Source organism: Kaistella soli, from assembly GCF_019038595.1.
In the GTDB taxonomy this organism is placed as follows: domain Bacteria; phylum Bacteroidota; class Bacteroidia; order Flavobacteriales; family Weeksellaceae; genus Kaistella; species Kaistella soli.
Genome location: NZ_JAHOPF010000005.1, coordinates 187,023 through 205,880 on the forward strand (window position 1 = coordinate 187,023; position 18,858 = coordinate 205,880).

Annotated in this window: 18 protein-coding genes and 3 tRNA genes; 10 read left to right on the forward strand and 11 right to left on the reverse strand. The window is 38.7% G+C overall.

The window, feature by feature from the left end:
- Positions 1-74: 74 nt before the first annotated feature.
- The 4 genes from KSK37_RS11260 to KSK37_RS11275 all read left to right on the forward strand — a co-directional run bounded on the left by KSK37_RS11260 (position 75) and on the right by KSK37_RS11275 (position 3,009).
- On the forward strand, positions 75-797 hold the full coding sequence (locus tag KSK37_RS11260) for a DUF2189 domain-containing protein (protein ID WP_217201593.1): 723 nt from the start codon (positions 75-77) through the stop codon (positions 795-797).
- 70 nt (positions 798-867) lie between these two features.
- Positions 868-1,602, forward strand: a complete 735-nt coding sequence (locus tag KSK37_RS11265; protein WP_217201595.1) for a beta-carotene 15,15'-monooxygenase — start codon at positions 868-870, stop codon at positions 1,600-1,602.
- A 62-nt stretch (positions 1,603-1,664) separates the two neighbouring features.
- Positions 1,665-2,747 carry an AI-2E family transporter gene (locus KSK37_RS11270; RefSeq protein WP_217201597.1) on the forward strand — a complete coding sequence of 361 codons (1,083 nt, stop codon included), beginning with the start codon at positions 1,665-1,667 and terminating at the stop codon, positions 2,745-2,747.
- A gap of 1 nt (position 2,748) precedes the next feature.
- Complete coding sequence (locus KSK37_RS11275) at positions 2,749-3,009, forward strand: DUF3820 family protein (RefSeq protein WP_217201598.1); 261 nt, start codon at positions 2,749-2,751, stop codon at positions 3,007-3,009.
- A gap of 127 nt (positions 3,010-3,136) precedes the next feature.
- Here the strand turns inward: KSK37_RS11275 and uvrB are convergent, their stop codons facing one another.
- A complete protein-coding gene (uvrB, locus tag KSK37_RS11280) occupies positions 3,137-5,125 on the reverse strand; it encodes an excinuclease ABC subunit UvrB (protein WP_217201600.1) in 1,989 nt (662 codons plus the stop codon).
- Positions 5,126-5,786: 661 nt separating this feature from the next.
- On the opposite strand from uvrB, the gene KSK37_RS11285 reads away from it, so the two are divergent.
- Positions 5,787-7,022: a PQQ-dependent sugar dehydrogenase gene (locus KSK37_RS11285; RefSeq protein WP_217201602.1), complete on the forward strand. Its 1,236-nt coding sequence runs from the start codon at positions 5,787-5,789 to the stop codon at positions 7,020-7,022.
- A gap of 9 nt (positions 7,023-7,031) precedes the next feature.
- Here the strand turns inward: KSK37_RS11285 and KSK37_RS11290 are convergent, their stop codons facing one another.
- The 8 genes from KSK37_RS11290 to KSK37_RS11325 all read right to left on the reverse strand — a co-directional run bounded on the left by KSK37_RS11290 (position 7,032) and on the right by KSK37_RS11325 (position 13,326).
- Positions 7,032-7,544: a DUF6973 domain-containing protein gene (locus tag KSK37_RS11290; protein WP_217201604.1), complete on the reverse strand. Its 513-nt coding sequence runs from the start codon at positions 7,542-7,544 to the stop codon at positions 7,032-7,034.
- A 52-nt stretch (positions 7,545-7,596) separates the two neighbouring features.
- Entirely contained in the window at positions 7,597-8,445 is an 849-nt protein-coding gene (accD, locus tag KSK37_RS11295) for an acetyl-CoA carboxylase, carboxyltransferase subunit beta (protein WP_088359196.1), read from the reverse strand.
- 72 nt (positions 8,446-8,517) lie between these two features.
- Entirely contained in the window at positions 8,518-9,588 is a 1,071-nt protein-coding gene (gene fbaA, locus KSK37_RS11300) for a class II fructose-bisphosphate aldolase (RefSeq protein ID WP_088359195.1), read from the reverse strand.
- A gap of 72 nt (positions 9,589-9,660) precedes the next feature.
- Positions 9,661-10,527 (reverse strand): NAD kinase, encoded by an 867-nt coding sequence (locus KSK37_RS11305; RefSeq protein WP_088359457.1) that lies wholly within the window; start codon positions 10,525-10,527, stop codon positions 9,661-9,663.
- A 2-nt stretch (positions 10,528-10,529) separates the two neighbouring features.
- Entirely contained in the window at positions 10,530-11,183 is a 654-nt protein-coding gene (locus tag KSK37_RS11310) for a CBS domain-containing protein (protein WP_088359194.1), read from the reverse strand.
- Positions 11,184-11,354: 171 nt separating this feature from the next.
- A complete protein-coding gene (locus KSK37_RS11315; protein ID WP_217201606.1) occupies positions 11,355-12,239 on the reverse strand; it encodes a DMT family transporter in 885 nt (294 codons plus the stop codon).
- Complete coding sequence (aat, locus tag KSK37_RS11320) at positions 12,229-12,879, reverse strand: leucyl/phenylalanyl-tRNA--protein transferase (RefSeq protein WP_217201608.1); 651 nt, start codon at positions 12,877-12,879, stop codon at positions 12,229-12,231. The genes KSK37_RS11315 and aat overlap by 11 nt, the downstream gene beginning before the upstream one ends.
- Positions 12,880-12,948: 69 nt before the next feature.
- The gene (locus KSK37_RS11325; RefSeq protein WP_088359191.1) at positions 12,949-13,326 is read right to left on the reverse strand and encodes a DUF3127 domain-containing protein; all 378 of its coding nucleotides are present in this window, start codon (positions 13,324-13,326) and stop codon (positions 12,949-12,951) included.
- A gap of 156 nt (positions 13,327-13,482) precedes the next feature.
- On the opposite strand from KSK37_RS11325, the gene KSK37_RS11330 reads away from it, so the two are divergent.
- The 4 genes from KSK37_RS11330 (at position 13,483) to KSK37_RS11345 (ending at position 14,186) form a co-directional block, all read left to right on the forward strand.
- Positions 13,483-13,564 (forward strand) — tRNA-Leu (locus tag KSK37_RS11330).
- A 7-nt stretch (positions 13,565-13,571) separates the two neighbouring features.
- Positions 13,572-13,644 (forward strand) — tRNA-Gly (locus KSK37_RS11335).
- 9 nt (positions 13,645-13,653) lie between these two features.
- Positions 13,654-13,737, forward strand: a tRNA-Leu gene (locus tag KSK37_RS11340).
- A 107-nt stretch (positions 13,738-13,844) separates the two neighbouring features.
- Positions 13,845-14,186: a hypothetical protein gene (locus KSK37_RS11345; protein WP_217201610.1), complete on the forward strand. Its 342-nt coding sequence runs from the start codon at positions 13,845-13,847 to the stop codon at positions 14,184-14,186.
- 15 nt (positions 14,187-14,201) lie between these two features.
- Here the strand turns inward: KSK37_RS11345 and KSK37_RS11350 are convergent, their stop codons facing one another.
- Both KSK37_RS11350 and KSK37_RS11355 read right to left on the reverse strand, forming a co-directional pair.
- Entirely contained in the window at positions 14,202-16,874 is a 2,673-nt protein-coding gene (locus KSK37_RS11350; RefSeq protein WP_217201612.1) for an AsmA family protein, read from the reverse strand.
- 66 nt (positions 16,875-16,940) lie between these two features.
- Complete coding sequence (locus KSK37_RS11355; RefSeq protein ID WP_217201614.1) at positions 16,941-17,738, reverse strand: DUF2797 domain-containing protein; 798 nt, start codon at positions 17,736-17,738, stop codon at positions 16,941-16,943.
- A 66-nt stretch (positions 17,739-17,804) separates the two neighbouring features.
- Between KSK37_RS11355 and KSK37_RS11360 the strand changes: the two genes are divergently transcribed.
- Positions 17,805-18,833 carry a GDP-mannose 4,6-dehydratase gene (locus tag KSK37_RS11360; RefSeq protein WP_217201616.1) on the forward strand — a complete coding sequence of 343 codons (1,029 nt, stop codon included), beginning with the start codon at positions 17,805-17,807 and terminating at the stop codon, positions 18,831-18,833.
- The last annotated feature ends 25 nt before the right edge of the window (positions 18,834-18,858 follow it).

An 18,858-nucleotide genomic window follows, 5' to 3' on the forward strand; every position in this document is an offset into this window, starting at 1 on the left:
CGCAAAAATAACGAAAAGAGTGAAGTTAGCTGTAAAAATACGCTGTTTAAATCCTAAAACATTAATTTTGCGCCATGAATAATAACGACCTCCAGAAACTTTCCATAGAACAGATTCTCCGCACCGCTTTTTCCTACTGGAACCGGACTTTACTCTATCAGTTTGCGTACAGTTTTTTATATATTTCCCTTTTTTTTATCGGCTATTTTGCTCTTTTCAAATATTTCGGTCTTTGGGACGAAATTGTAAAATACAGCGATTTGGTGAGAACAGATATTCCGGCTTTCAATAAAAAGGTGGAAGAAATCTCCAAATTACCGCAGGCGAGAAATTTTGGCCTCGCATTTTTTTTCCTTCTTGCATTAATCAATCCTTTAAATGTTGGTTTATTTAAAATTTTCCGCAAAATGGATTTGAATGAACCCGTTGTTTTTAAAGACCTTCTTGCAGGTTATCAGGGTGCAGATTTTTTTAAATTTTTCGGCTTCTACCTCTTCTGGATGATTATTTTCACTTATGCAAATGCACTTTTCCTGCTGGGAATTTTCTGGATTTTCATTACGCTGTTTTCAATCCCGCTGATGTTTTTCATGAATGTGAAAACCTTTGAAGGCATTACTCTTACAATCAAAAGCTTGCGCAATAATTTCCTTACAGTATTGGTTTGCGTAATGATTGCCGCGGTTTTCAGCGTATCGGGTATTTTGCTTTGCGGTATTGGTTTTCTCCTTACTTTCCCGTTCTGGAACGCGATGATCTACACCCTTTATCAAAACCTGTTTAAAGAAATCAATTAAAATTTAATTTTAAAAAATGTGTTTTTCAATATTAAATTTTAAATTTGAGAAACATTAAAAAAATTAAACTATGGATTCTTTTCAGGATTTTGACCAACACAATGCGCCTCAAAAGGCCTCAGGAGATATTATTTCCCACGCTTTCGAGATTTACAAAGGCGTTTTTCTTTATGCGCTTTTGGCAATGGGCATTTACTTTATCGTTTCTCTTGTCATTCAGCCTATTTCGGGATTTGAATCTAAAAGTTTCGGTGAGGTCATCAGTTCTTCCGACGGAGATTTTTCAGCGATGAAAATGTGGTCAATACCCGGTATCAAAGTTTATTACGGACTTTCGGGATTAGTGAGTCTGATTATAGCTCCGCTTTATGTCGGACTGATTTATATGGCGAATAAATACAATTTCAAACAGCCGCTACAGGTTTCAGATCTATTTATCGGCTACAGACAGAATTTAGGTAACATATTAATTTACAGCCTGATATCAAGCATCGCTATGGGCATTTCATTTATGCTTTGTTTTATTCCCGAATTTTTCGTTCTTCCTTTTTTCTTATTGGGTTATCCTGTGTTACTGTTTGAAAACGCCAGCTTTTCTGAAGCTTTGAGCAAATCTTTCAATATCGCAAAAGAAAATTACGGGGTGTTTTTAGGAGCTTCATTTTTGGGACTTCTCATCAGTGCTGCAGGAGTTTTACTTTGCGGATTCGGAATTATCGCCACCATGCCGTTTTATTTTGCGGTAATGTATTCAGCTTATTGCGCGTTCTGCGGAACACCACGTCAATTAGAATTTAAAAATTAATTTAATCAATATTGTTGTACATTTGAAAACAACAGACATTTCTGTTGTTTTAAACCCCATTTATGCCCAATAAAAAGCATCAGATCAGCGAAGTAAAAATAAAGCAGGTTTTTCTCCTGGCCTTAATCCTCGTTCTTGCCGGATTAATCTGTTTTAATCTTTCTTTATTTATCCCTTCGGTTTTGGGAGCCATTACGCTGTACATTATTACCCGGAAATACAACCTTTATCTTCAGGAAGAAAAAGAATGGAAACCGTGGGCGGCATCCACGCTTCTGATTGTGGCTACGCTCATCATTTTAATATTACCGGTATATTTCATTATCGATCTGCTTATCGACAAATTAGGAAATGCTTCCGCCTATATGGAAAAGTTCAACATATTCGCGGACAAAATTCATGATTATGTTTATTCTAAAACACACTTTGATATTCTGAGCAAAGAAAATCTGGCGAAACTTAAGGAAAATGTTGGTAAGTACTCCACTGCAGCGCTCAGCAGCACTTTCAATACACTTACCATTGTCGCGTCAATGTATTTTATCCTGTATTTCATGCTTGAAAAACCGCGGATTTTTGAGAGACTTATGAAAGAGTCTGCGCCTCTGAAAAAAGCCAACGTCAACCTGATTGGAGAAAAAATCCGGAAAATGGTTATCGCAAATGCAATCGGAATTCCGGTTGTTGCGATGGGACAGGGAATTGTTGCGTTGACAGGATATTTTATTTTTGATGCTCCAAGTGCTGTTCTTTTATTTGCGTTAACCGCGGTTGCATCAATGATTCCTATCGTAGGAGCTGCAATTGTATATATTCCGGTGTGTATCTTTATGATCGCTGAAGGAAATGTAGGTCCTGGACTAGGTTTGGCAGCTTACTGCCTGATTGTGGTGGGTTTAACCGATAATTTACTTCGCTTTACGCTGTTAAAAAGGCTTGAAAATATTCATCCGCTCAATACCGTTTTCGGGATTATTGTAGGAATGAATCTTTTTGGCTTTATGGGACTGATCTTCGGGCCGATTCTTATTTCGATTACCGTTTTGCTGATTCAGGTTTACCGCGACGAGTTTTCTGATGATGACAGAGAACTGATAATGCCCGAACCTAAAGAAATTGAAAAGAAAATAGATTTAAGTATTTAAGATGGAAGGTTTACACCCGGAAATACTGCAGGAAATCTGCACCGAAAAAATGCCGTTTGGCAAATACAAAGACTCCATCCTTGCAGATCTGCCCATCAATTATCTGGAATGGTTTCACCGTCAGGGAATGCCGAAAGGAAAACTCGGTATGCAGCTTTCAACGATCTACGAAATAAAACTGAACGGTCTTATGGATTTGCTGGCGCCAATCCGTGGAAAAGTAAGTTACGAAAAACCGAAAAAGAAGGTGTATAAGTTTTAAGATGAAAAAATATTTATTTGAACACTTGATTATTATTTAAATATAGCGTTCGGGGAAAGCCTTTTTTAAACATCACTAACTCCCTACACTCATTCGGTTCCCACGAACCTCCTATACCCTTTCCAACTTAAGCCTTCAGCGCCGCAATTTCATCCCTTAATTTCGCAGCTTTGATGAAATCTAAATTCCTTGCTGCAGCTTCCATTGCTTTCTGTTTTTCTGCAATCAGTTCGGTGGCGTCTTTGCCGTAACTCGCTTTTTCTTCCGCTACCTGTTTTAAAATTTCCTTTTGGGTATATTTAGGATCCGGGAAATCCTTAGACCTTCCTACCAGGATTTCTGATATTTTTTTATTCAACGCCGTTGGAACCAGTCCATGTTCTTCGTTGTAAGCCATCTGCTTTTCCCGGCGGTAATTGGTTTCATCAATGGCTTTCTGCATAGATCCGGTGATTTTATCCGCATAGAGAATTGCTTTCCCGTTTACATTTCTTGCCGCTCTACCAATAGTTTGAACGAGCGAACGCCTAGACCTTAGCATTCCTTCTTTATCGGCATCCAAAATCGCCACCAGAGAAACCTCAGGTAAATCGAGACCTTCTCTCAATAGATTTACACCAACCAACACATCGAAAACACCAAGACGCAAATCCTGCATGATCTGAATTCTTTCCAAAGTTTCCACATCAGAGTGGATATAGCGGGTTCGTATTGAAAATTTGGTAAAATATTTGGTAAGTTCTTCCGCCATTTTTTTTGTTAAAGTCGTTACCAAAACCCTTTCATCAGCTTCTGCCCTTTTCTGGATTTCTTCAATCAAATCATCGATCTGATTCATGGAAGGACGGATTTCAATCACAGGATCTAACAATCCTGTCGGACGTATGATCTGTTCAACATATTCGCCGCCGGTTTTTTCCAGTTCATAATCTGCCGGCGTTGCAGAAACATAAATTACCTGATTCTGCATTGCTTCAAATTCCTCAAACTTCAAAGGTCGGTTATCCATCGCGGCAGGAAGCCTGAAACCATGTTCCACCAAAACTTCCTTCCGGCTTCTGTCACCTCCGTACATTGCATGAACCTGAGGAACGGTTACGTGACTTTCATCAATTACCATCAAAAAATCTTTCGGAAAATAATCTAAAAGACAAAACGGTCGGGAGCCGGGCAATCTTCCGTCGAAATAACGGGAATAATTCTCAATACCGCTGCAGTAACCCAGCTCCTTCATCATTTCTAAATCAAGTTCAGTTCTTTCCTGCAGCCGTTTGGCTTCAAAAGGTTTTTCAATTTCGTTAAAAAAATCAACCTGTTTTACCATATCGTCCTGAATCTCCCGAATGGCGTTGACCTGCGTTTCTTTAGAAGTTACAAAAAGATTGGCCGGATAGATGTTCATCTCTTCAAATTCTGCCATCACATTTCCGTTAAGCGGATTGAAGCTTTGAATTTTGTCGATTTCATCTCCGAAAAACTGAATTCGCACCGCATTGTCAGCGTACGCAGGATACACATCAATCACGTCTCCTTTTACGCGAAACGTTCCTCTTGTAAATTCATTCAGCGTTCTGGAATACAGCGCATTAACCAATTTATGAAGAAAAGCCGTTCGGGTTATTTTGGCATTTTTCTGAACTTCAATTAATGATTTGTTGAATTCTGTGGGGTTTCCGATACCGTAAATACATGAAACTGAAGCGACAATCAATACATCCCTTCTGCCTGAAAGCAAGCTTGCTGACGCTGAAAGCCTCAGTTTTTCCACTTCTTCATTGATGGAAAGATCTTTCTCGATATAGGTGTTTGTAGAAGCGATAAAAGCTTCCGGCTGATAATAATCGTAATAACTCACAAAATATTCTACCGCGTTGTCAGGGAAAAACTCTTTGAATTCCATGAAAAGTTGGGCGGCCAAAGTTTTATTGTGAGCCAAAACAATAGTCGGCTTCTGGACACTCTGCACCACATTTGCTACCGTAAAAGTTTTCCCGGAGCCGGTGACTCCAAGAAGGGTCTGGTATTTTTCACCAATTTCAATACCCTTGATTAATTTCTCAATGGCTTGTGGCTGGTCGCCTGTCGGTTTATATTCTGACTGAAGTTTAAACTGCATCTTTTTTAATTCCCAAACGCACTATTTATTTGTTAAGCTTAAATATTCGAAAGAATAAAAGGTATGTGATTGGGTTTTACAAAAATACAAAAAAGAAAAATTGAATTATTTCAATTTCTGAATGCCATTTAAAAGAAATTCCTGGTTAGAAGGCGCGCTTTTCTCTGCAGACTTTACTGCCACAGTAATTTTTCTGCCGTCAATTATTGTGTCCCGATACACAAATTTTCTTTCCTTTTTCTGTTATTTAAAAGAAGATAGTAATGGTTTCTATCGTTGAAGATGTCCCGAAAAAGATAATATTCTTAAATTCCAAATTTCCTTTTAACTTCAAATTTCTGAACTCTCTTTTGCTGTTTGCAATTTTGAAAGCACCAAACGAGGTAAATTTAATGTTTAAAGAATCATTGTTAATACATATATACCCATCACAACTTTGAATACTGTTAAATTTTGAGTATGTACTGAATGAAGTACATGAACAAGATAGAGCCAAAAGAATTATAACTGAGATGCCTTTCATGTCGGATAAATTATTTTATGGTTAAGTTCAACAGAATTATTATTTTCAAGAATCTGTGCTGTTCAACCTCAAATATACAGAATTTCTGTCGGCTTAATTTTTGTTTCTTACCTTTACTAAACCGCCAAAATTCTCATTATGAAATCATTGTCAATCAAAACTCTGCCTCTTTTAGGACTGGTGCTTGTGCTTTCCTGCACCGGAAATTCCAAAACCGCAAATCAGCAGAATGAAGTGGTCCTGGAAAACGGAAAACTGCCAAACCCCGAAACAGCCAATAAAAACGCTCCCGAATATCAACCCACTTTTGCCGGACAAACCCGGATTGAGGGTTTAAAAACAAAAACGCCTTATCAGGTTGAAGTTATTAATTCAGATTTAAAAAACCCATGGGGAATTATCAGTCTACCGGACGGAAGATTTTTAATCACTTCAAAACCAGGCTATTTAAACATCGTTTCACAGGACGGAAAAACGGTTTCTAAAGTGGAAGGTTTGCCCAAAGTTGACAATAAAGGGCAGGGCGGTTTGCTGGATGTCGCGTTAGATCCGGATTTCAAAAATAACAGAATGATTTTCTGGACTTTTTCTGAACCGGTTTCCGGGGGAAATCATACCGCGGTTGCCAAAGGGAAACTTTCAGCTGACGACAAAAATATAGAAAACCCTGTCGTTATTTTCCGCGCAACACCCACTTATGATGGCGATAAACATTACGGAAGCCGTCTCGTTTTTGATAAAGACGGAAACCTTTTCGTAAGCACCGGTGAACGTTCAGATCTGGAAACCAGACCTTATGCTCAGAAACAGGACTCCTATTTAGGAAAAGTTTTAAAAATCACGAAGGACGGGAAACCTGCGCCGGGAAATCCGGAAATAGCGGGCTGGAAACCCGAGATCTATTCTACAGGACACCGAAATCCGCAGGGATTGGCAATGGATGAAAAAGGACAGCTTTGGGAAGCGGAAATGGGTCCGAAAGGCGGTGATGAAATCAATTTAATTCAGGCCGGGAAAAATTACGGCTGGGGAAATGTTACTTACGGACTTGAATACAGCGGAAAAAAAATAAATAACGGAACCACGCAAAAAGAAGGAACGGAACAACCCGTTTATTATTGGGATCCGTCGGTTTCTATGAGCGGAATCACTTTTTACACTGGAAATATTGAAGAATGGAAAAACAACCTGATGATCGGCTGTTTAAGCGGGGAGAAAATTATCCGTCTGGTAATAAAAGACAACAAAGTGGTGGGTGAAGAATGGCTGCTGGAAGATAGGAATGACAGAATCCGCGACGTACTTAACGGACAGGACGGAAATCTCTATGCCGTCTCAGACAGCGGTAAACTCTATAAAATTTCGAAAAAATAAATGAGGAAATTATTCCTCCAGGTAAACTAGCTCATTTCCGAAATCTTCATCAAGATTGGTAAGAATTTTAGCTGTTTTAGTTTTTTCAAAAAGTTTGTCCACGAAGAAAGCAGTTTCAAAAAACTGGCGGTGAATTCCCGGAAGCATTTCCCTGTAAAGATTCATTCCCACCTGATTGTTATGGAGATCCATCTTTTTCTCCAAGGGTTCGTTTGGGAAAAGTTCTTCGTGCAGATCAGTCATTTTTTCACAGAAATCAAGTGCTTTTTCCGGTGACGATATCTTGCTGCAGTACATGCTAATGAGCGCCGTCCATAAAGCGTGCCTGAAGGCATTTCCTATTCCACTCGCAGCACTGGTTTTCGGGAAGTTTTTTTGTGCAAGCGCAAAACTTTTCACCGTTGCATAAAATCCCATTACTGCAAATAAAGGATGTGGAGCTGCAAGTTTCAAAAGCTTTACCAACTTTGGGAAACTCAAAGACTTTAAGGTATTGAATACTATTTTTATGGTTTTTGTCATAACAGAAATCTCTCCTTCAGAGGAGAGATTTTTATTTAATTGCTATTGATTTCTAGTGTACCAACAGTTTCACAGTTTTCGAAACTTTTTCTTTAATTTCAGTTCTTTTTACGATGAAATCAACAAAACCTTTTTCCTGCAAAAACTCAGAAGTCTGGAAGCCTTCCGGCAAATCTTTACCGATCGTTTCACGGATAACTCTAGGTCCCGCAAAACCGATCAATGCGCCCGGCTCAGCCATAATAATATCTGCAGTCATCGCAAAAGATGCGGTAATTCCACCGAAAGTAGGATCACACAGGTAAGCGATATAAAGAAGACCTGCTTCTGAAAGCTGCGCTAATTTAGCCTGAACTTTAGCAAGCTGCATTAATGAATACGTTGCTTCCTGCATACGTGCACCACCCGACTGACAAATAATCATGTAGGGAAGTTTATGCTCGATACAGTAATCTACCGCTCTTCGGATTTTTTCGCCCATCACTGAACCTAAAGATCCTCCGATAAAAGCAAAATCCATACAGGAAATAACCATTTCAACGCCGTTAACTTTCCCAACTCCATTCCGTATTGAGTCAGTAAGCTTAGTCTTCGCTTTTACTTCTTTCAGACGGTCGGTGTAGGATTTGGTGTCTTTAAAATGAAGCATATCCACACTTTCCACATCCGCGTTAAGCTCGGTATATTTGTTATCATCAAAAAGAATGGAGAAAAATTCATTACTTCCGATTCTTACATGGAAACCGTCTTCCGGGGAAACATAACTATTGGCCTTAAGTTCCTCATGCTCAATAATTTTCCCTGTCGGAGTCTGATGCCAAAGTCCTTTCGGTACATCTTTTTTATCCTCCGTAGAAGTGGTAATATTTTTTGTCTTTCTTTTAAACCAGTCGAATGCCATTTGCTAAGTATTTATGTAAAAAAAGCACAATGTATTCATGATTTCAGCATCAATACATTGTGCACCGTTCAATTATTTAAGAGTATCTACGTTGTTTAAATCTTCAAAAGCCTGAACCAATCTTTTAGCGAAAGTTTCTTCACCTTTTCTAACCCAAACTCTTGGATCATAGAATTTTTTGTTTGGTTTATCGCTGCCTTCAGGATTTCCGATCTGTGTTTTCAGATATTCTACGTTGTTTACCATATAATCTCTGATTCCTTCAGTGTAAGCGAACTGCAGATCGGTATCAATATTCATTTTGATAGCACCGTAGCTTATTGCTTCTCTGATTTCCTCCACTGTAGAACCTGATCCGCCATGGAAAACAAAATTCACCGGCTTTTCACCCAAATTGAATTTTTCCTGAACGTATTTCTGAGAATTATCTAAAATTTTAGGAGTCAGTTTTACATTTCCCGGTTTGTAAACCCCGTGAACATTTCCGAAGGCTGCAGCAATCGTAAAGTTGGGAGAAATTGCATTTAATCTTTCATATGCGTAAGCCACTTCATCAGGCTGAGTATATAATTTGGAAGAATCCACTCCCGAATTGTCAACACCATCTTCTTCACCTCCTGTTACGCCCAATTCAATTTCTAAAGTCATTCCCATTTTGGCCATTCTTTCGAAATATTTGCAGGAAATGTCTAAGTTTTCTTCGATCGGCTCTTCAGAAAGATCCAACATATGAGATGAATAAAGAGATTTTCCGGTTTGCGCGAAGAATTCTTCATTGGCATCCATTAATCCGTCAATCCAAGGCAATAATTTTTTAGCACAGTGATCGGTATGAAGAATTACGGTTGCTCCGTAGGCTTCAGCCAAAGTATGAATATGTTTTGCACCGGCAACAGCCCCTGCAACAGCAGCTTTCTGACCATCGTTGCTTAAACCTTTTCCTGCGTTGAAAGCGGCACCACCGTTTGAAAACTGAATAATTACCGGAGAATTTAATTTTGCTGCAGTTTCCAGCACTGCGTTTACGTTACTGGAACCGATAACGTTTACTGCGGGAAGCGCGAAATTATTTTCTTTGGCATATTCAAAAATGTCGGTAACCATTTGACCTGTGGCAACTCCTGCCGGAAAACGTCTGCTCATATTTTTATTTTTTAAAAGATTTTTTAATCTTAAATTAAGGTCTGTAAAGTTAAGAATTTTATGCGAAAACTATCAGTTTCTTTTGTCTTTTCCCCAAAGCAGTTTCTGACGGATTGTTTCATAAAAACTTAAGTTATTCGGGTAAATCAGCAGCAGCTGGAACCTTGCTTTTCTTAAAACAATCTCCACATCAGTCTCCATATGTATCAACCGGGAATCAAGTGATAATGAATATTGCGGAACACGGCTTTCCACTTTCAGGCGAATTTCCACATCATCATTTACGATCAGCGGCCTCACATTCAGGTTGTGCGGAGCAATCGGAGTGATTACAAAATTTTCATTGTTTGGAGTAATGATCGGTCCGCCGCAACTCAAAGAATATGCTGTAGAACCGGTTGGAGTAGAAATAATAACTCCGTCTCCCCAGAAAATATTGAGAAATTCTCCATTAATATAGGATTCCACCGTAATCATGGCTGTGGTCTCTTTCCGGGAAATAGTGATGTCATTTAATGCAAAGGGAAAAAACATCGATTTGTTCGGTGAAACAATTTCAATCACTGATCGCCGGCTGATCTTCACCTCTCCTTTGATAATTTCATCAAGTTCCAGGAAAACCTCTTCTTTGCTGAAACTGGCAAGAAAACCGAGTCTACCGGTATTTACACCCACGACCGGAATTTCTAAATCCTGCACGAAAAGGAGAGAATTCACAATCGTTCCGTCGCCGCCGAAAGTGAAAAACAAATCCACTTTCTTCTCTTTTAAATCTTCTTTTCCGGTAAAGGTTTCAAAAATTTTAGAAAACTGCATTGCGTTTGCCATTTCCTCATACAGCACAGACTGAACTCCCCGTTTTTCAAGTTCTGAAACGAATTTGCTCAAATACAGAAAAGTATCTAAATCATTTTTTTGAGAATAAATAGCTGCCTTCATCATTAAAATTCCATATATTTTTGGAAAAATCCGAATCTGTCTTTCAACAGGTCTTCTTTTTCATCGTCATAATATTTATGTACTACGCTGTATCCGTATCTTTCGAATGTTTCGTCGATAGAACTTGGGTTTTCGCTGTTTATTTTCAGGGTAATCTGAATGAAATCATCCCCGACAAGATTAATAAAACAGCCGTAAATTTTACCGTTGTTCGATTCTACAATTTTGCAGACTTCTGTCATGGAATAATGCTTTCCGCTGGTCTGAATAATCAGTACCGCGCCGTTTTCCGAAAAGAGCGGATACTTTGAAAATTCATTGAAAATATCGTCGCAGCAAAGATAACCCGTATATTTTTCAGCTTTTGAAATAACCGGAACTACGTTCGCATTAAAAGTATGAAATAGCTTGATGGAATCTAATAAATTACCGTCATCCAAAATGGCGAATTTTTCATAATGGATCTCAAGACTCGCCAAATTACCTTCCGGGCTTTCCTCCAAAAAAGACTGGCTGATCGCCCCCTGATAAATTCCTTTTTTCTTTACAAAAACATGGGAATAGCAGAACTCTTTAGCCATTTCATTCGCCTCTTCAATAGTATCGGTCGCATTGAAAGCAGGATAATCTTTGGAAATATAGTCTTTGATAAACATGAGGCTAATTTATGAAAATATTAAAAATTGGAAGCGGTTTTGAAAATATTTTGAAATTATTAAAAAAACTCTTGCATGATATAAAAACAAATATATATCTTTGTCGCCTTTCATTTTTACTTTTTATTAGATTTATTTCAAACTGCACTGTCCATCGGACTTTGCAGTTTTTCATTTTTTAGCGGGAGGCATCTGGCGCAGAAAGATCAGACCGGCCAAAATAATCACTCCTCCAAAGCCCTGCATCAGGGTAAGCTTTTCACCATCTAAAAGCCCCCAAACTATAGCAACAATCGGCATCAGCAACGTAACAGTGGAGGCAAACAATGGCGTGGAAACACTCAGAAGCCTGTAATTCAGCATCATCGCCAAACCCGTACCGAAAACCGAAAGCAAACTCACGAAGCCTAGGCCTTCCCATAAGCTGCTGTTCACTTCAAGATTATTAAAGAATCCGGCAAATACCAGTGCAATCATTGAAGGAAGAATCAGGACAAATGAAAAAACAAAAGCTGACAGAATTTTTGCCGGAATGTCACTTAACCGCGATTTCACCGTAGTTGTACTGATTGCATACATTAATGTTGCCAAAAGTAAAAGCAAAATCGGAATCAGTTTGAACTCTCCTCCTTCACCTCCTGAAAAAGCAAGAATACACGCACCGGTAAAGCTGATTACCACTCCGACAATCTGCCGTTTTGTAGTCTGAAACTTCCACAACAGCGCACCGACAATAATGACGAAAATCGGCATCATCGAATTGATGATTCCCGCAATACTGCTGCTCACCTTAGTTTCCGCAATCGGAAAAAGGAACATCGGAATAAAATTTCCCGTAACCGCAGCGAGGATGAGCCACTTTAAATGTTTCTTCGGAAATTTTTTAATATTGATTATTGCAAGCGGCAACAGAATAATCCCCGCAATCAGAACGCGCAAAGCCCCGACTTCATAAGGACTGAAATGCTCCAGCGATTTCTTGATTAAAATAAATGACGAACCCCAGATAACGGAGAGCAGCACCAGTAAAACCCACTTTTCTTTATCAGGATTCATTGTTTCTTTTTAAAATTTTTAAATATTCTTTTTTGGGAATCATTTTTGCGCCTAGGCTTTCCAGATGTTCTGAATGAATCTGGCAGTCAATAAGCTCTGTTTTTTCTTTATTATTTAAAATAAAATTGATGAAACCCGCTTTTGACGCGTTGCTCACTTTGGCGAACATACTTTCCCCGCAGAAAACTTTCCCAATCTGTACCCCGTAAAATCCGCCAACCAGTTCTCCGTTCTGCCAAACTTCGAAACTTTTTGCAAAGCCCTGCTCGTGGAGTTTGGTGTAGGATTCAATAAACTGATTCGAAATCCAGGTTCCGTCCTGATCTTTTCGGTAAGCATTCTTACACTGCTTCATTACCTCGCTGAAACATTTATTCTCAGTAAAAGTAAAAACCTCATCTCTCAGAATTTTTCTCATTGATTTTGAAATTTTCAGATCCTCCGGAAGAAGTACGAATCTTGGATCAGGACACCACCAAAGAATCTCTTCCCCTTCGTTAAACCACGGAAAAAGCCCTAACTGATAAGCAAACAGCAGCCTTTCCGGCGACAGATCACCGCCAACCGCCAATAAGCCGCTTTCTGAATCTGTAGATTCAGGATCTGGGAAGAAAATGTCGTTGGGATCAAGAAAAACCATTTTTCAAAATTAAATCCTGCTCTTGAGAAAAAGCAGGATTGATGTATTATACATTTTAAACTTCCGAAATTAGAAAGGTAAATCGTCGTCTTCTTCAGCGAAAACGTCAGTTTTTTCAGCAGAGGAGGTATTTGAAGAAGGTCTTGCTACAGTTGGTTCTTCCTGAAAACCACCTTCTACTTTTTCAATTCTCCAGCCTGTGATAGAGTTGAAATATTTTACTTCGCCCTGAGGAGATGTCCATTCTCTACCTCTTATATTAATGCTGACTTTAACTTTTTCACCTTCTTTATAACTATTTACAAGATCGCTTTTATCCTGCAAAAATTCAATATTAATAGGTTGCGGATACTGCTCTTCAGTAAGGATCACCATTTCTCTTTTCTGAAAACCGCTTGCAAATGTCTGAACGTCAGATATCTTTTTTATTGTTCCTTGTAATTCCATAATTGATAATTAAAGATGTAAAAGTAATAAATAAAGAAGAGAATACGAAAGCGTAAATTCAAAAATTTAAAAAAAATAAAAAAATGCATTTTTTTTTGGTTTAAAAGGGAAAAGTGTCTATATTTGCACTCACAAAAAAAGAGAAGAAGTTAATTAGCGGATGTGGTGTAATTGGTAGCCACGCCAGACTTAGGATCTGGTGCCGTGAGGCGTGGGGGTTCGAGTCCCTTCATCCGCACTTTATTGCGAAAATAGCTCAGCTGGTAGAGCACGACCTTGCCAAGGTCGGGGTCGCGGGTTCGAATCCCGTTTTTCGCTCATCCACTTGCCTTGGTGGTGGAACTGGTAGACACGCAGGACTTAAAATCCTGTATCCGCAAGGATGTACGGGTTCAAGTCCCGTCCGAGGTACTTTAAACGCTGTAAATCTTAATTGATTTTCAGCGTTTTTTGTTTTTGGCCATAACCTGTTCGGCAAACATTTTGTTGCTTTATGTTTATTAAAACCACAAAACATTATGGAAAATAACAGCTTAAAGCCACTCTCTGAAGTCCTTAATACCCTTCGTGGACGGGGAATCACCCGCGAGATCCGAATGAATGAAGAAAAACAGTTTATTCTGGAAGGCACTGAAATTACCTACCGCCCTTCCGATTTATGTATCGTAAAATCTTACCGTTTCGAAGGCGACAGCAGCCCGGATGACAATGCTGTACTCTATATCCTGCAGGATAAGGACGGTCTGCAGTCCTTAATTATTGATTCTTATGGAGCCAACAGTAATTATAGCGGTGAGGAATTCGATAATTTCCTCCGGGAAATTCCCATAGATGAACGTGAAGATTTCAGTCTTGATTAAACAGCAATCCGAAAATTATTTTTCGGATTTTTTCTTAAAAACAGTCCTTAAACCTCCTTTCTGCGCGAGCTTTTGTTTGGTGTTCTGAACTTTTTCCTTTGCGGCTACTGCCTTTTCCTTTACCGCTTCTTTAGTTTCCTGAAGATCGTTCTTATTTTCCTGTATTGCTGCTTTGGTGTTTTTTACTGTACTTTTAACTGATGCTTCATTTTTAAGAGCATTTTTGCCGATCAAAGTTTTTTTCAGCCCCTGCTCTATTCCGCGCCAGAAAAGATTAAAAAAAGATTTGGTTTTATCCCGCTGCACTTCTTCCACAGCCACGGATTCAGGATAATTTCCCGAATTCGTTCGCACGAAAACATTCACGAGTGCTGATAGAAGTTTGTTTTTTTCGCCGGTTTCTTTCAATACAGAAACTTTAAGATCGCGGTGTTTCATATTCAAGCTTCCATTAAGACCGCTGTAATTTCCTTTAAAACTGAAAATTAAATCTGAAATCAAACCTGTTGCACGGATTTTCAGATAAGGCTCTATAAAAGGATTAATTCTTGAAGCCGGCAGATCTGCGATATTCCCTGCGATAGAAAAGCCGTCATTACGGTCTGCGACATCAAAACTCCACTTGACATTCATCGGGGATGCATTCATAAAACGGCAGCTGATATTTATCGGAACAACGGTAGGCTTTCCTTTCATCTTCCCGGAATTAAGGTTTTTTGCATTCAGGTTGAAATTATTAAAGGTCAGTTTTCCCGGTCCGTCACTTTTCTTGGTGTCTTCTTCATATTCCAGCACAGAATTTTTAATATCTAAATTCTGAACAAACAAAGGGAATTTTACCGTCCGCAGTAATTTAGAATACAAAGGTTTTTCACTTAAATCATCTTTTGGAATTTTACTCCTGAAAATATTAGCATTTACTCCGTCCATGGTTATTTGTGAAGCATTCAGAAACTGATGAGAAGAAACAAAATCCCAACTTCCATTTACAGAAACCTGATTCACTTTGATGTCATAAAGATCTTTCTCAGCAGGAATCATTCTTATAAACTGCGCTCTGGAAACTTTTGGCTGCATCATAAAACCCGAAAGCTGCGTCGTATTTTCACTGAATTTCATCACCGCTGCCGAGAGATTGTAAAATTCGGTTCCGTAGCGGAAATTTCGGGTGCTTAAGTGATAACTTCCCACTTTGAATGGCATTGCTTCTTTCACCGTCGAAGCATTCATTTCAATATTTTTAAGTCTTCCGTTTAAGTCCTCAAAAACCATCGGATTGTTACCTTTATCAAAAACCACGTTTGAATTCTTCAGCTGGAAATTTCTGACGGTTAATGGAAATGAAATTCCACTGTAAGAGGATTTCTTTTTCCCGGAGTTTTTTGATGCTACAATTTTTCCGTTTATGCTACTTGCTAAGACATTCTGAATGTCTATTTTCAGTTTATTCCCGACGAATTTCCATTCATTTATTTTAAAATCAATGTTTTTGCCGGTTAAATCGAGAAGTGTTTTATCAGGATTTACTGCCGTTGGCTTCACGGAAAAACTCTGCAGATTCAAATTTTGAGGACTGGCTGATAAAGCTGAAATTTTAACGTTTTCAGTATTGGTAACATAATTAATCTGCTGTCCGGAAAATTTAAAATTTCCATATTCAAAAGGAAGACTGTTCTTAACGGTTTCACCGTTCATTAAGAATTTGCTGACATTTACATTCAGATTACCTGCCTTCAACATCGGACTTCCATCAGGTTTCAACACGGTAACTTTCATATGATCTATCAGGATATTTTCGAGACGGATGTCATCATTAAATTCTTTTTCCCTGGCTCGGGGGCGAGTATTTGTCATGAAAACCGTAAGATCCGGATTTTGGAAGCGGACATTGCTCAATGCGACCCTGTTATTTTTCAGCGCTATATCTTTAAATTCCATTGCAGAACTTTTAAAACTGAAAAGTTTTGCTTTTTTCGGATAAAATCTGATGAAATTCCGTTGGGAAAGCAGCGGAATAACGGCAAAATCCTTCAGATTCATCTGTCCCTCTTTGGTATTGACAGACTGTGCAGTTACCGCATAAAGATTATCCGGACGGAAGAAAAAATTGGTGCCGCTAATCTTATATTTATCAAAAATTACAGGGAGTTTCTTCACCATTGATTTTTCGGTGAGCTGAAGGTTTTCAACATTCAGGTTAAGGCTGTTTACCGACAATAACTTCTGCTTGTTGTATTTGAAAACACTGATCTTGCCATTGGTAATGGTAATGTTTTCCAGAACAATTGGTTTTTTTTTCGTACCCGTTTTTCCGTCAATCGGTTTCGCGAGAACGATGTTGAGATTTGGCTTCCGTAAAATCAAATCGGAAGTATTGATTCTCTTATTAAATACGGCATCAAAAATCCCCAACTGAGAAACAGAAAGCGTATCAACAGTTCCCTGCAAACCAATCATTTTAGGGTTACCTGTATTTTTATTATTGATGGTAATCCCCGTAGCGAAGATATTCCCGGTTCCCAGATGCACATCCAGCGACTGGTAAGAAATTTTATATTCAGAATTGTTTTTAATAAATTCGGGGAGCCGATATTTGAGCCAAAGATTCAGTCCAAAGTTGGCAATAAGGAAAATAACAAATAAAATCCCCACAAGAACCGAAAACAATCTGATGTAGTTTTTCTTCATTCTGCTGAGGATTAAAATTTTATGCCAAGAAATTTCAGTTTAATGAAAAATACAGCACGGAAATAATTAGTCGGTAACGCTAAAGTCTATCACATATCCTTCATGCGCTCTCACATTGATGAAATCTCCGCCTTCGAAAGAAAGATACTGTCCCTTAATTCCTTTTAAAACTCCTTCAAACTCGGGTTTTTTGTCTAAAGAAAACGAACTGATTTTTTCCGGTGCTTCGTAAGGATAATCAAGCCGGATCATCTGATGTTCCATCGAGTAAAAGCTTTTGAAATCTTCAGGAAAATAATCTTTAATTTTTTCGCGGAAATCAGCCAGATCCAAATCGTCTTCGAAATCGTCTTCCAGCATTTTGCGCCAGTTGGTTTTATCGGCAAGATGCGCTTTCATGGCTACCTCGATCATTCCGGCTTCATAACGGTTGTCGGTTTTCGCGATCGGAAGTGCAAAAGTGGCTCCCTGGTCAATCCAACGGGTCGGGATTTGAGATTCGCGGGTTACTCCTACTTTTACGTCACCGGTATAGGCCAAATATACAATATGCGGCTGCAGCTGTATAGCTTTCTCAATTTCCAGGTCACGTTCTCCAATTCCCAGATGCGCAGTTGAAAGTTCGGGTCTGATAATCGTATCGCTGGCATACGGACTTTCGAAAAAACACTTTTTGCAGAATCCCATGCGGTAAACTTTCTCATCTTTTGAGCAGTGCACGCACTCGTAACCGATATGTTTTAAGGTGATTTTTTTTCCGATCAGCTGATTCATATTAATTAAATCGTTCGAAAGGTTAAGGAAATATTGAATGGGCTGCGCATTTTGCGTGGTCATTTTCAGGATTTGTCCGGAGAAGTGCATATTTAAATATTTCAGTAAAAATAATGATTTGATTTTAATTAAATTTGTAATAAATAAAAATCAAAAATGAACTATCTCGTTACCGGCGGAAGCGGATTTATCGGTTCGCATCTCGTCGAACATTTAATTAAAAACGGACATTCTGTCATTAACATTGACAATTTTGATGATTTTTATGATTATAAAACTAAAATCAGAAATACGTTAGAATCTGTCAGTAAAACTCTGGAATTTTCTTTCCACGGAAAAGAGCATGATATCCAAAAGCTGATTTTTGAAACTTCCACTAAAAAATACCAGCTTTACTATCAGGACATTAGAGACAAAAAGGGACTTCAGATGATTTTCGCTAAACATAAAATCAACGCTGTCATTCATTTAGCCGCTTTGGCCGGAGTTCGCCCTTCTATTGAAAAGCCTCTGGAATACGAAGAAGTGAACATCAAAGGAACCATGAACCTATGGGAACTGTGTAAAGAATTCAAAATCAAAAAATTTGTTTGCGCTTCAAGTTCAAGCGTTTACGGAAACAGCAGTAAAATTCCTTTCGAAGAAACTGACAATGTCGACCGCCCCATTTCCCCTTACGCCGCCACCAAAAAATGCGGAGAAATTTTAGGTCACGTCTACCATCATTTATATGGTATTGATATGATTCAGCTGAGGTTTTTCACGGTTTACGGACCCAGACAGCGACCGGATTTAGCCATTCATAAATTCACCAAACTTATTTCCGAAAACAAGAAAGTACCTTTTTACGGCGACGGCTCCACTGCCAGAGACTATACTTACATCGATGACATCATCGACGGGATCATAAAATCAATCCATTATCTGGAAAAGCACAGGCATGTTTATGAAATCATTAACCTCGGTGAAAATGAGGTGATTAATCTGGATCAGATGCTTTCAACCATTGAAGAAAATCTGGACAAAAAATCTGAAAAAAATCTGCTGCCGATGCAGCCCGGAGACGTACAGAAAACGAATGCCGGAATCGGTAAGGCAAAGTCACTAATCGGCTATCAGCCAAAGACCCGCTTCCAAAATGGCATAAAAAAATTTGTGGAATGGTTTTTGAGAAATGGAACTTGAAAAAAATTGAATTAAAAATCAAAGA

Bases quoted from the DNA above. Each gene is read 5' to 3' on its own strand.
- KSK37_RS11260 (WP_217201593.1), top strand. From the start codon at position 75: ATGAATAATAACGACCTCCAGAAACTTTCCATAGAACAGATTCTCCGC.
- KSK37_RS11265 (WP_217201595.1), top strand. From the start codon at position 868: ATGGATTCTTTTCAGGATTTTGACCAACACAATGCGCCTCAAAAGGCC.
- KSK37_RS11270 (WP_217201597.1), top strand. From the start codon at position 1,665: ATGCCCAATAAAAAGCATCAGATCAGCGAAGTAAAAATAAAGCAGGTT.
- KSK37_RS11275 (WP_217201598.1), top strand. From the start codon at position 2,749: ATGGAAGGTTTACACCCGGAAATACTGCAGGAAATCTGCACCGAAAAA.
- uvrB (WP_217201600.1), bottom strand. From the start codon at position 5,125: ATGCAGTTTAAACTTCAGTCAGAATATAAACCGACAGGCGACCAGCCA.
- KSK37_RS11285 (WP_217201602.1), top strand. From the start codon at position 5,787: ATGAAATCATTGTCAATCAAAACTCTGCCTCTTTTAGGACTGGTGCTT.
- KSK37_RS11290 (WP_217201604.1), bottom strand. From the start codon at position 7,544: ATGACAAAAACCATAAAAATAGTATTCAATACCTTAAAGTCTTTGAGT.
- accD (WP_088359196.1), bottom strand. From the start codon at position 8,445: ATGGCATTCGACTGGTTTAAAAGAAAGACAAAAAATATTACCACTTCT.
- fbaA (WP_088359195.1), bottom strand. From the start codon at position 9,588: ATGAGCAGACGTTTTCCGGCAGGAGTTGCCACAGGTCAAATGGTTACC.
- KSK37_RS11305 (WP_088359457.1), bottom strand. From the start codon at position 10,527: ATGAAGGCAGCTATTTATTCTCAAAAAAATGATTTAGATACTTTTCTG.
- KSK37_RS11310 (WP_088359194.1), bottom strand. From the start codon at position 11,183: ATGTTTATCAAAGACTATATTTCCAAAGATTATCCTGCTTTCAATGCG.
- KSK37_RS11315 (WP_217201606.1), bottom strand. From the start codon at position 12,239: ATGAATCCTGATAAAGAAAAGTGGGTTTTACTGGTGCTGCTCTCCGTT.
- aat (WP_217201608.1), bottom strand. From the start codon at position 12,879: ATGGTTTTTCTTGATCCCAACGACATTTTCTTCCCAGATCCTGAATCT.
- KSK37_RS11325 (WP_088359191.1), bottom strand. From the start codon at position 13,326: ATGGAATTACAAGGAACAATAAAAAAGATATCTGACGTTCAGACATTT.
- KSK37_RS11345 (WP_217201610.1), top strand. From the start codon at position 13,845: ATGGAAAATAACAGCTTAAAGCCACTCTCTGAAGTCCTTAATACCCTT.
- KSK37_RS11350 (WP_217201612.1), bottom strand. From the start codon at position 16,874: ATGAAGAAAAACTACATCAGATTGTTTTCGGTTCTTGTGGGGATTTTA.
- KSK37_RS11355 (WP_217201614.1), bottom strand. From the start codon at position 17,738: ATGCACTTCTCCGGACAAATCCTGAAAATGACCACGCAAAATGCGCAG.
- KSK37_RS11360 (WP_217201616.1), top strand. From the start codon at position 17,805: ATGAACTATCTCGTTACCGGCGGAAGCGGATTTATCGGTTCGCATCTC.